The following is a 12,083-nucleotide window of genomic DNA, read 5'->3' on the forward strand; positions in this document are numbered from 1 at the left end:
ATACTGAATTATTGGGGGCATGAGCACTGTGCCGCATGCCGGGAACGCCGCAATCTTCAAAGCGCGCACCAACAAATGGTTTGCCGGATTCTCGTGGTTCGTGGCTGCCGCCGGGCTGGCCGGCCTCGTTGTGGCGGGCGGAGTCCCCGCCCTGGCCGGTGCCGGGCCGCTGCTGCTTATCGCCTATCTGGGCTGGCTGCTGTTCTGGCGTCCGGCGGTGGTGGTCCACGACGCCGGGGTCACCATCGAGAACCCGTTCCGCGCCGTCACGGTCCCGTGGGCGGCGCTCGTGCAGGTGGACACCCGGTACGCGCTGACCCTCGTCACGCCCGGCCGAAGCTACGGGGCCTGGGCAGCCCCCGCCCCCGGCATCTGGGGCGGACGCAACGCCCGCCCCGAGGACCTCCGGGGACTGCCGGACAGCACGTACGGGCCGGGGAACTCCGTCCGCCCCGGCGACCTCAAGAGCACCGACTCGGGACAGGCCGCGCAGCTGGTCCGTGGACGCTGGCAGCAGCTGGTCGAATCGGGACTCCTTGATGCCGGAGCAGCCGAGACCACTCCGGTGAGCGTGAAGTTCCGCTGGCGCGAGGCCGCCGCCGCCCTGGTCCTTCTCGGGCTCAGCTACTGGAGCGTGGCCGTCCTGTAGGCAGGAAGCACGCTGCGCCCGCCCGCGGCGTCGCAGCAGCACCTCAGGCTCCCCTGTCCCCGCCGGCGGTCCGGCCATCATCTGCCCTGCTGTCCAGCGCCGCCACCGGCGTCGCCTCCGGCAGTGTTGGCCCGGCGTCCCTGGCCTTCTTGGCGTTGAACTTCTTTTGCCGCGGGTCAAAGGCGTCCCGCAGGCCGTCGCCGATGAAGTTGATGCTGAGGCAGATGAGGACGATGAACAGGCCGGGGAACCAGAACAGCCAGGGGCGGGTAGCGAAGGCTTCCTGGTTCTGGGAGATGAGCAGGCCCAGGGAGGTGTCCGGGGACTTGACGCCGACGCCGAGGTAGCTGAGGGCCGTTTCGGTAAGGATCGCCGCCGACATGGTCAGGGTGACGTTGACGATCAGGACGCCCACCGCATTGGGCAGGATGTGCTTGAAGATGATCCGGGCGTTGCTGGCCCCGGAAATCCGCGCCGCATCAACAAACTCGCGCTCCCTCAGGGTGAGGAACTCGCCGCGCATGAGCCGCGCCAGGCCCACCCAGCTGATGAGCCCCAGGAAGATGCCAAGGGCGAGGACACCGTTGCTGCTGGCGAAGGACGCAAACCAGCTGCCTTCATCCCGGCGTCCTGCCAGCTGGGCCATGACGGCGGCGAGGAGCAATGCCGGAACGATGATGATGACGTCGGTGAGCCTCATCAGAACGGCTTCCATCCAGCCCCGGAAATAGCCTGACAGTGCCCCGACGACCACACCAATGAGGCCGGCGATGAGGCCGATGACCACCATGATGGTGATGGACTGCTGGGCGCCGCGCATGGTCATGGCGAACAGGTCTCGTCCGATCCGGTCCTGGCCGAAGGGATGCTCCCCCCAGGCCAGGGGCCACAGTGAAGCCGTGGGAGTGCCGTCGTTGACCAGCGGTGAGACGGCCTCATGGGTGTACTTCCACCAGCCGGGGATCCCGGCGTAGCCCACGGACGTGAAGGCCATGACGAAGATGATGGCGAAGACGGCAAGGCCGACGATGGCACCGGAGTGGCCAAGGAACCGCTTGCGGACAATCTGGCCCTGGCTCAGGCCCCTGGCTTCGGAGACAGGTTCGATGCCTGCAGCTTCCTGCCGCAGGCCGGCCTCCTCCGCCATGATTTCATCCTGCTGACTGGGCTGGCTCATGCTTTCACCCTTACTCGTGGATCCAGTGCGGAGTAGGCGAGGTCCGCGATGAGGTTGAACACCATGGCCGTGATGGCGACGCAAATGAAGACGCCCATGACGGGGTTCGGGTCAACGTGCTGGATGCCGTCCAGGAACAGGAACCCCATGCCCCGGACCGAAAAGACAGTCTCGGTGATGACCGCGCCGCCGATCAGGCCGCCGATATCGAACGCGACGATGGTAGCCACCGGTATCAGGGCGTTCCGGAAGGCATGGCGCATGACGACAGTCCGCTCGGAAAGACCCTTGGCCCGCGCCGTACGGATGTAGTCCATGTTCATGATTTCCAGCATGGACGCACGGGTGAACCTTGTGTATCCGGCGAGGGAGATGAGGATGAGCGCGGTGGTGGGCAGGATCAGGTGAGTGAACGAGTCGATGCCCAGGATCCAGAAGTCGCCCTCGATGTTCGGCGTGCCAGCGCCGATGGTGGCGATCGGCCGTCCCCGGACCCTGCTGTTGTTGAAGTACGCGGGCCAGGCCTGCATGAAACGGTCCAGCAGGATGAGGAAGCCCAGGAGGAAGGACGTGATGGCCGCCGCGCGCATGGACTGCCCGCGGTCGTAACCGCCCATGAAGTAGCCGATGGCCATGCCAACCAGGACCGCTGCGACAGCCAGCAGCACGATCATCAGGAACGTCGCCTGGTTCAGCAGCGGCTGGAGCACGAAGTAGAGAACCACTCCCGCGCCCACGGCGATCAGGGCGGACTGCAGCGCTTTGCGGTTCCGCAGCCCTGCGGTCAGCAGGGTCACGGCAAAGGCGATGCCCACCCCGGCTATGGCGATGACCACCGGGCCCAGGCCGGGTGTCTTGAACCACTGGGTAACGGAGAAGTAGATGAGGATCGCGGCGACTGCGGCGAAGACGATGCCGCCGATAAGTGCCCTGCGCCTGGCGTCGCCACCGGCCACGATCACCGCCACGGCGCCGAAGACGGCACCGACGCCGAGTGAGACCGGCAGGGGTATCTCCGGGTTGCGGAGGAAGTTGTTGAAGCCGATGGCGCCGAATTCCTTGAGCAGGACAGCGACCCAGAAGATCGGCAGGGAGAAGAAGAGGAAAGCCATGAAGGTCACGCCGTAATCCAGTGTGCTGTACTGGCGCAGGGCGGTGATGATGCCCAGCGTGATGCCCACGAGAATGGCAAGAACGGTTGCCCCGGTGACGAGTGTCAGCGTCTGAATGAGTGCATGGCCGAGGGCGTCCGTGATGGGCTGGCCGGCGATGTTCTTGCCGAGATTGCAGGAGCCGGTGAAGGGCACCAGGCACTGGGCGGCGCCGCCGAGCCATTTGAAATACCGCACGGGCGCAGGCGTATCGAGGTCCAGCAGTGCGGATCTCGAGTCCATGAGCTGCTGCTTGTTCGGCGCGCTGCTGGCGCGGAACTCCGCGAGCGGATCGCCTGATGCTGCAGTCAGCAGATACACCAGGAAGGATGCGCCCAAAAGGATGAGTGCGGCGGTGACGAGCCGCCGGACTATGTAGGTCACCATTGTGATAGAACCTCAGGATTCGGGCCCGGGGATTGCCCGGACCGGTCGCAGGTTTGGCGGCGCCTTACTGCTTGTGCTGCCAACACAGGCACTGCCGGGAGATGGCGCTGCAAGGCGCCGGGACCGTGGTGCTGGTCCCGGCGCCTCACCTAGCTAGTTGCACTTCGCGGCATGGGCTTACTTCTCGGCCCACTCCCAGAAGTTCCACCAGACGCCCGTCTGGTTCGGCATGAACTTCACGCCGGTGATGCGGTCGCTGTAGGCGTCAACACCAACGGACTGGAACAGCGGGAGGCCGTATGCCGAGTCCCAGATCTTCTTGTCGATCTGCTTGGTCAGTTCATCCTGCTTGCTGCGGTCAGTCGTCACAATAAGTTCGTCCATGAGCTTGTCGGCTTCAGGATCGCTGAACTTGTTGAAGTTGGAACCGTTGCCGGAGCGGAAGATCTGCGGCACGCCGGAAACTCCGACGCCCGGGTTGATCCAGCCGAAGATCGTGGCATCGTAGCCGCCCTTGCCGAGGGCCTTGCCCCAGTCAGAGGCGCCAAGTCCGCCGTCGACGATCTTGAAGCCGGCCTTGGTTGCGGACTCGCGGATGAGCGAGAACGCGTCCACACGGTTCGGGTTGTCCTTGTTGTACATGATGCGGACCTCGGGGGTCGCACCGTTGAGGAGCTTCTTGGCGCCATCAACATCGGCGTCCTGGTAGGCCGAGGAGCCGTTGTCCTGCGCGGAGGCTTCGTAGGCCGGCTGCGCGGGAACGAACAGCTGCGAGTCCAGGGGCTTTGCCTCCGGATCGAGCTTCTTGATGATCTTGTCCACGATGTCCTTGCGCGGAACCGTCTTTAGGAATGCCTCGCGGACATTCTTGTCGGCGAAGGGTCCCGAGTAGTTCAGGTCGATGTGGTCGTAGGAGAGCTGGTTGCCCTGTTCCACCGTGACGCCCTGGCTCTCGAGTGCCTTGAGCTGTTCGAGCGTGTCAGCCGACGCCTGCGGAGCGATGATGTCCGCTTCGCCGTTCTTCAGCGCCTGGACCTGTGCCGGGGAGGAACCGATGTAGCGGACCGTGATCTCGTCCAGCTTGGCCTCGGGGCCCCAGTTGTAGTCCTTGTTGCGGACCATGGTCAAGGACTGGTCCTGGTTGATGCTCTGGACAACGAACGGGCCGTTGGACAGGAACAGGCTCGGATCGCTCGGCAGGGTCTTGGAGTCGAAGCCGGTGTTCCACATGTCGGACATGGCCTTGAGCTTGGCATCGGCGGCCTTGGGCGCCTTGGAGTCGCCGCGGGGCAGGCTCTTGAGGTGGTCGATGAACGCCTGCGTGTCGGCCAGGCCGGCCTTCTTGGCCAGGACGTGCGCCGGGATATCAATGCCCGGGCCGCCCAGCGCGATCTCCCAGTCGGCGAACGGCTTGGAGTACTTAATGGTCATGGAGCGGTTGTTGTCGCCGATTTCGGGGAAGTCGGTGAGCGCGAGACCAGTGGGGTCGCCGGCGTAGGAGAAGTAGGATGTTCCCGCCTTGCCCTCGGCGTCGGCGTCGTTGTAGTACCCGGAGAAGGCTGCCCACTGCAGGAGCAGGTCCGCTGCGGTGACGGGCGTGCCGTCCGACCACTTCACACCTTCGTTGATGGTGTACTTGACGGTCAGCGGATCGTCAGACGTCTTTTCCATCTTGCCGAACTTGTCGTTGTGGACGATGTTCAGCTGGTTGTCGATGTAATAAAACCCGGAGTGTGTGGCGTAGCTGACCTTTGAGTTGATGTCAGTGTTGCCGTCGGCCGTGTTCGGGTTGAAGGTGTTGAACGCGTTGACCTCAACTACAGTGGCTGTTCCCCCCTGTTTGCCGGCCGCATTGCTGGACGGGGTTGTCCCGCCATTGGTGCTCGCGCAGGCGCTGAGCGCCAGTGCAGCCGCGGCTGCAACGCCTACTGCTTTGGAAATACGACTGAATCGCATTCCGCCTCCTATGTTTCTGTGAGTGTGGAAAAGACCTTCGCTGTGGGCGCCGGCCAGACCCGCTACATCCCCCCAGTGAGATGTGGCGAGTCTCACATGACAAGTAGCCTAGACCCGAACGCGGCGCCTGCGGTCCGAAAGTTGTCCCTCAGTAAAGGTTGTTATCGAGATGCAACCAACCTGTTGCCGGACGAAAAGCCAGCGCTCTTTTTCCTTGACGCCGTGTTGCACGGAGGGTAGGGGGCCAATCACAGAAAAAGCCCCGGTCCAAAGGACCGGGGCTTTTTCGCCGTTAATACTCAATCACTGAGTACCTCAGCGGAAACTCACACGTTGAAGCGGAACTCCACCACATCGCCGTCGGACATGACGTATTCCTTGCCTTCGATGCGGACCTTGCCGCGCGACTTGGCCTCCGCCATGGAGCCGGCGTCGATGAGGTCCTCGAAGGAGACAACCTCAGCCTTAATGAAGCCGCGCTGGAAGTCCGAGTGGATGACGCCGGCTGCCTGCGGGGCGGTGTCGCCCTGGTGGATGGTCCACGCGCGTGCCTCCTTGGGCCCGGCTGTGAGGTAGGTCTGCAGCCCCAGCGTGTGGAATCCGACGCGGGCCAGCTGGTCCAGCCCGGATTCGTCCTGCCCGTTCATTTCGAGCATTTCGCGCGCCTCGGCCTCGTCCAGCTCCACCAGGTCGGACTCGAGCTTGGCGTCAAGGAAGATGCAGTCGGCCGGCGCAACCATGGCGCGCAGCTCGGCCTGCTTCTCCTCGCTGCCGAGGATCCCCTCGTCCGCGTTGAAGACGTAGATGAAGGGCTTGGCCGTCAGGAGGCTGAGCTCCTTGAGGTGCTCCATCTCCAGCTTGTCGCTCGTGACGGACGAGTAGATGGTGTCGCCGCGCTCCAGCACCGCCTGTGCGGCCTTGATGGCAGCGAGCTCCGCGGCCTCCCGCTTCTTGATCTTGACCTCTTTTTCGATCCGGGGAATGGCCTTCTCGATGGTCTGCAGATCGGCGAGGATCAGCTCGGTGTTGATGGTTTCCATGTCCGAGCGGGGGTCGACCTTGCCGTCGACGTGGATGACGTCAGGGTCATCGAAGACGCGCACCACTTCGGCGATGGCCTCCGCTTCACGGATGTTGGCGAGGAACTGGTTTCCCAGGCCTTCCCCTTCGGAGGCGCCCTTGACGATGCCTGCGATGTCAACGAAGGAGACAGCAGCGGGCAGTACGCGCTGCGAGCCGAAGATCCCGGCGAGCTGCTGGAGCCTGGGGTCGGGCAGGTTCACGACGCCGACATTGGGTTCGATGGTGGCGAACGGATAGTTCGCGGCCAGGACCTGGTTGCGGGTCAGTGCGTTGAAAAGTGTTGATTTGCCGACGTTGGGCAGTCCGACGATGCCAATAGTAAGAGCCACGGACATTGATTCTACCCGGTGGCCCTCGCATCCCGTGCCGCCGGGTGCTGCCTTCACAATAAATGTCACAGCCCCGTGCCACAGTGAAGGCATGGAACCTCTTGCAGTCATTCTGGCCCTTTTAATGCTGTTGCTGGGCGCCGTGTCCGGCGCGGGCGCGGTGTACGTGGTGCTGCGCCGCCGAAGCACCGCCCTGGAGGCCGATTTCGACGGCGTTTCGGCCCGCCTTTCGGAGGTGAGCGCCCAGTTTGCTGCCGCGGACGCCGAACGGAAACTTCTGTCCGCCCAGAACCGGGAGTTGGGCACGTCGCGTGAGCAGGACGCCAGCGTCCTGCGCGCACTGGCGCCGGTGGCTGAGAAGCTCACGGCGGTGCAGCAGCAGGTATCCCTGCTGGAACGTGACCGGCTGGAACAGTACGGTCAGCTGGCTCAGCAGCTGCAGGAGGCCCGCCTGACGGACGAGCAGCTGATGCGGTCCACGCATGCGCTTGAGTCGGCGCTCCGGTCGAACAGCGCGCGCGGGCAATGGGGCGAAGTGCAGCTGCGCCGGGTCGTGGAGGCAGCCGGCATGATGAGGCACGTCGACTTCCATGAGCAGCACCACGGCACATCAGGCGCCGAGGCCGCCGTCCGCCCGGACCTTGTGGTCCAGCTGCCGGGCGACAAGCAGCTCGTGGTCGACGCCAAGGTCCCCCTGTCCGCCTACCTTGAGGCGCAGGAGCTGGGGCAGTCGGCCAGTGACAAGCCCGGACTCAGCCAGGCAGCGCGGCAAAACCTCCTGGCGGCGCATGCCAAGGCACTGAAGACGCATGTGGACGCCCTCAGCACCAAGAAGTACTGGGACATTTCAGGGAACTCGCCCGAACTGGTGGTCTGCTTTGTCCCGGCCGAGTCCATCCTCGCCGCCGCGTTGTCCGCCGACCCTGCGCTCCTGGATCACGCGCTGTCCAAGAATGTGGTGCTGGCTTCCCCCGGCACGCTGCTCGCGGTGCTCAAGTCCGTGGCGTTCACGTGGCGCCAGGACGTTCTGACGGACAGTGCACGGGAGCTCTTCGAGCTTGCCCGGCAGCTGTACGAGCGGATGGGCACGCTCGGGGACAACGTGGGCAAGCTCGGGTCCTCGCTGAAAACCTCGGTGGACCGCTACAACGCGATGGTCGGCACGCTGGAGGCACGGGTGCTTCCCACGGCGCGGAAACTGAATGCCCTGGACGCCAGCGGACTGGTGACGCCTCCGGCTGTGCAGGTCACGCCGCGTTCGCCCGCGGCCCCGGAACTGCAGGGCGAATCACGGCAGTACGCTGACCTGCACGCCGCGGAGCTGGCCGCGGCCGAACTGGACGCCGTCGAACTGGCAGCCGGCGAACCGCGGTCGGCCGCGGAGGAAGAGGACGCCGCCTAAAGGAGCCGCCGGATGGACGCCGTTTCGCGCTCTGCTGCTAGCGCGAACGGCGTCCGCCAAGGGCGCGGGACACGTCCCCGGCTTCCTTGAGCGTGGCGCGGAGCTCCTTGGGCAGGGAGAAGAGGAGGTCCTCCTCCGCAGTCACAATCTCCTCGACGGCGTCGTATCCGTAGTCGGCCAGGAGGCGGAGCACGTCCTTGACCAAGACCTCCGGGACGGACGCGCCTGAGGTGACGCCCACGGTGGCAACACCCTCGAACCAGGACTCGTCCACCTCGTTGGCGAAGTCAACACGGTACGACGCCTTGGCGCCGTATTCGAGTGCCACTTCGACGAGGCGCACGGAGTTGGAGGAGTTTGCCGAGCCAACCACGATCACCAGATCAGCCTGGGGCGCGATCTTCTTGATGGCCACCTGGCGGTTGGTCGTGGCGTAGCAGATGTCGTCGCTGGGCGGATCCTGGAGCGTGGGGAAGCGATCCTTGAGCAGCCGCACAGTCTCCATGGTCTCGTCCACGCTGAGCGTGGTCTGGGAAAGCCAGATGACCTTTTCGGGGTCCCGTACCGTCACCTTGTCCACCTCATGGGGGCCATTGATGATCTGGATGTGCTCGGGGGCCTCGCCGGACGTTCCTTCAACCTCTTCGTGGCCGTCATGGCCGATCAGGAGGATGTCGAAGTCGTCCTTGGCGAAGCGGACGGCCTCCTTGTGCACCTTGGTCACGAGGGGGCAGGTCGCATCGATCGTCCGCAGCCCGCGGTCCTCCGCGGACTGGACCACCGCCGGCGAAACGCCGTGGGCCGAGAATATGACCAGGGCGCCCTCGGGCACTTCGTCCGTTTCGTCCACGAAGATGGCGCCCTGTTCCTCCAGGGAGCTGACCACGTGCACGTTGTGGACGATCTGCTTCCGGACATAGACGGGCGGTCCGTAGTGCTGCAGTGCCTTTTCGACCGCGATGACCGCGCGGTCCACGCCGGCGCAATATCCGCGCGGGGCTGCCAGCAAAACCTTCTTGGGGCCGGGGACCGGTGCCGCCGCGAGCACTTCCTCCGGCGAACGCCGCCGGCGCGGGACGGTTGGCATCGAAAGGGAAACTGCAGAGGAAGTCATTGCTCCATGCTACCGGCTGGGCGGCAGGCCCCTGGGCGGCTCATCGCCTGCGGGCAGGACCGCCGACCACCCTGGCCAGCACGCCTGCAGCCACCAGGGCCGCACCGACGATCGCCGCCGCCAGCGTCCACGACGCAAACCCGGCAGCTGAAGCCGCCACGAACTCGCGCTTGAACAGGTCTGCCATTTCGTTTCCGCTCGCGGTTCCCATGACGGCGTCGGCGGCCGAGCGGGATGCCAGCGTCCACAGTCCGGACAGCGCGAGTGCGCCCGCTCCAATGCCGGCCAGGACTTTCCACCGCCGGCGGGCCGTCACGAGCGCCAGGAGAAACGCCACGCCGGCACCGACGGCCAGGCTGTATCCCAGCGGAGAGTATGCGGAAACCCGGTCAATGAGCTGCCGCTGGTTCGTCTGTCCGATGTTCACCAGCGTCTGGCCCGGGGCCTCCAGCGGCACACCCACCTGGCTGGAAATCTGCTTGGCCGCAAGGGCGACGAGCGGGGCCACATCCAGGGTCAACGAGGTGCCGGAATCCGCTTCAGGCGGAAGGGACGCCGGGTCGGCGAAGTTGAGGCGGTGGCTCTTCCGCAGTGTTTCTTCCCAGGCAGCCGGGTATTCGGGCAGGCCAGTGAGGGAGGTTGCCGCCTTTTCCAGCACCGGCCGGACCAGTGCGGCCACCTGCGGCGGGAGGGTGCCGCCGGTATCAATGCTGCTCACGGCGGCCGTTGCCAGGCGCTTCTGGAAATCCGGATCCTTGCCCAGTGGTGCAGCCAAGGCAACGAAGCCATCCTCCTGCACGATGTTGCGGTCCACCCAGATGGCCGGAACCGCGGCGGCGGAGAGGAGAAGACCAAGGATGACGGCCAAGGCCGCAAGAAATGAGCGCAAGGGATTCCTAGCTGGTGGGGTTTCTCGGCTGGTCGGATGCCCGGCTGGTCAGCAGGACACTGCCATCCTAGGTGCGCCGTCGCATGATCGAAAAAGTAGGCAGCCGATCGAAAAAGCAGGACGATCCAAATCGTCGGGCCACCGGCAATTCCGGCTTGTCAGCTATGCCACGCTGTCAACAATGTCGGAGCCGGGTGATACAGCTTTGGATAGAGTGGATTAACCCACCGCGCACGCACCATCCACAGGCAAAGGACCGCGACCATGCAACTGGCATTCGCCGCCACCGGGGCTGCACATGGCTGAAAACGCCACCGTCCCTGTACCCGGCACGGCCCCGGCAGCCGGCCCCAGCACGGTGCCGGCCACTGCCGCCGACACGAGCCCGGACAACCCCTGGCCGCTGCAGTTGCTCTCCCAGAAGCTCAAGACCCACATCGATCGGGCACCGGCAGCCTGGGTAGAAGGGCAGGTCATCGAACTGAACCGGCGCGGCGGCAGTGCCTTCCTCACCCTCCGGGATGTTGACGCCGAGATCTCCCTGCCGGCTTCCATCTGGTCCAAGCTGCTCGACCGCCAGGAGGCACCGCTTGAACGCGGAAGCCGGGTGGTTGCCCTGCTGAAGGCTGAGTTCTGGATGAAGACCGGGCGCCTGAACATGTCCGTGAAGGACATCCGCCCCGTTGGACTGGGTGATCTCCTCGCACGGATAGAACGGCTGCGCCACGCCCTGGCCGCGGAAGGGCTGTTTGCCGAGTCGCGGAAAAAGCGCCTTCCGCTGCTCCCCCACCGGATCGGTCTCATCACCGGCCGCGACTCCGATGCCAAGAAGGACGTGCTGCGCAACGCGGCCCTGCGCTGGCCGGCAGTTGAGTTCGAGATCCGCGAAGTTGCAGTGCAGGGCAACACTGCCGTATCCCAGATGGTCAGGGCGTTGCGCGAACTCGATGCCCGTCCCGAGGTCGACGTCATCGTGATCGCCCGCGGTGGCGGAGCGCTGGAGGACCTGCTGCCGTTCAGCAGCGAGGAACTCATCCGCGCGGTCGCCGCCGCGGTGACTCCGGTGGTCAGCGCGATCGGACACGAGGCGGACCGGCCCATCCTGGACGACGTCGCCGATCTCCGGGCTTCCACGCCCACTGACGCAGCCAAGCGGATCGTGCCGGAAGTCTCGGAGGAACTTGCCCGGGTCCGGCAGGCTGAGGCCCAGCTGCGCCGCTCCGTCACGCTGCTGGTGGCCCGGGAAACGGACCGTCTGGCGGCAGTCCGGTCCCGTCCTGTCCTCGCGTCTCCTGAGAGTATGATCACGGCGCGCGCGGACGATGTGGAACGGCTGGCCCAACGGTCGACGGCGGCCATCAGCGCCGCCGTCACGAGGGCTTCCGACCAGCTGGTCCACCTTCAGGCGCAGGTCCGGGCCTTGTCACCGCAGCAGACTCTTGACCGCGGTTACGCCGTGGTACAGCTTTCCGGGTCCGGCGGCGCAGTGGTCCGCCAGCCCGCCCAGGCCCCGGCCGGAGCCGCGCTCTCGGTCCGGGTGGCCGGCGGGCGGTTCGGCGCGGAATCCACAGGCGCACCATGAACCGGGGCGCACCCTAAGCCGGCCATGGCGCCAGCACCTCATGACATCACCACCGACACGACAGGCCAGAAAACATGACAGACCCGACCATCAGCACAGAGCCAGAGAACAGCACGGAGCCTGCGAACAGCACAGCACAGCCGGGCACGGCGCTTCCTCCGGACATTGATGCCCTCAGCTACGAGGAAGCACGGGAACAGCTGGTGGCCGTGGTCTCCAAGCTCGAGGCCGGCGGGACCAGCCTCGAGGACTCCCTGGCCCTGTGGGAACGGGGCGAGGCACTGGCGCGGCGCTGTGAAGAATGGCTGGAGGGCGCCAGGAAGAGGCTCGCGGCTGCCCGCAAGGACAGCTAGCGCCGGCGGGG

10 protein-coding genes are annotated in these 12,083 nt (G+C 65.4%); 4 read left to right on the plus strand and 6 right to left on the minus strand.

The features are described from left to right. The first annotated feature begins 19 nt into the window (after positions 1-19). Entirely contained in the window at positions 20-649 is a 630-nt protein-coding gene (locus ABRP34_RS06755) for a PH domain-containing protein (RefSeq protein ID WP_353712666.1), read from the plus strand. Positions 650-692: 43 nt separating this feature from the next. Here the strand turns inward: ABRP34_RS06755 and ABRP34_RS06760 are convergent, their stop codons facing one another. The 4 genes from ABRP34_RS06760 to ychF form a co-directional block, all read right to left on the minus strand. After that, positions 693-1,796: an ABC transporter permease gene (locus ABRP34_RS06760; RefSeq protein ID WP_353713321.1), complete on the minus strand. Its 1,104-nt coding sequence runs from the start codon at positions 1,794-1,796 to the stop codon at positions 693-695. A 26-nt stretch (positions 1,797-1,822) separates the two neighbouring features. Next, positions 1,823-3,364: an ABC transporter permease gene (locus ABRP34_RS06765; RefSeq protein ID WP_353712667.1), complete on the minus strand. Its 1,542-nt coding sequence runs from the start codon at positions 3,362-3,364 to the stop codon at positions 1,823-1,825. Between the two features lie 177 nt (positions 3,365-3,541). Next, positions 3,542-5,320, minus strand: coding sequence for an ABC transporter family substrate-binding protein (locus ABRP34_RS06770; protein ID WP_353712668.1), 1,779 nt, complete (start codon positions 5,318-5,320; stop codon positions 3,542-3,544). A gap of 326 nt (positions 5,321-5,646) precedes the next feature. Further along, on the minus strand, positions 5,647-6,732 hold the full coding sequence (gene ychF / locus ABRP34_RS06775) for a redox-regulated ATPase YchF (RefSeq protein WP_111905334.1): 1,086 nt from the start codon (positions 6,730-6,732) through the stop codon (positions 5,647-5,649). 91 nt (positions 6,733-6,823) lie between these two features. On the opposite strand from ychF, the gene ABRP34_RS06780 reads away from it, so the two are divergent. Beyond that, positions 6,824-8,134, plus strand: coding sequence for a DNA recombination protein RmuC (locus ABRP34_RS06780; protein WP_353712669.1), 1,311 nt, complete (start codon positions 6,824-6,826; stop codon positions 8,132-8,134). A gap of 37 nt (positions 8,135-8,171) precedes the next feature. Here the strand turns inward: ABRP34_RS06780 and ABRP34_RS06785 are convergent, their stop codons facing one another. Both ABRP34_RS06785 and ABRP34_RS06790 read right to left on the minus strand, forming a co-directional pair. Further along, on the minus strand, positions 8,172-9,248 hold the full coding sequence (locus ABRP34_RS06785) for a 4-hydroxy-3-methylbut-2-enyl diphosphate reductase (RefSeq protein WP_003805200.1): 1,077 nt from the start codon (positions 9,246-9,248) through the stop codon (positions 8,172-8,174). Between the two features lie 40 nt (positions 9,249-9,288). Continuing rightward, positions 9,289-10,137 (minus strand): hypothetical protein, encoded by an 849-nt coding sequence (locus tag ABRP34_RS06790; RefSeq protein WP_353712670.1) that lies wholly within the window; start codon positions 10,135-10,137, stop codon positions 9,289-9,291. 298 nt (positions 10,138-10,435) lie between these two features. On the opposite strand from ABRP34_RS06790, the gene xseA reads away from it, so the two are divergent. Together xseA and ABRP34_RS06800 are read left to right on the plus strand one after the other, a co-directional pair. Then, positions 10,436-11,719 carry an exodeoxyribonuclease VII large subunit gene (gene xseA, locus ABRP34_RS06795; protein WP_003805205.1) on the plus strand — a complete coding sequence of 428 codons (1,284 nt, stop codon included), beginning with the start codon at positions 10,436-10,438 and terminating at the stop codon, positions 11,717-11,719. A gap of 164 nt (positions 11,720-11,883) precedes the next feature. After that, positions 11,884-12,072 carry an exodeoxyribonuclease VII small subunit gene (locus ABRP34_RS06800; RefSeq protein ID WP_043419692.1) on the plus strand — a complete coding sequence of 63 codons (189 nt, stop codon included), beginning with the start codon at positions 11,884-11,886 and terminating at the stop codon, positions 12,070-12,072. Positions 12,073-12,083: the final 11 nt, after the last annotated feature.

The sequence above is a fragment of the Arthrobacter sp. K5 genome, from assembly GCF_040448525.1.
Classification (GTDB): domain Bacteria; phylum Actinomycetota; class Actinomycetes; order Actinomycetales; family Micrococcaceae; genus Arthrobacter; species Arthrobacter globiformis.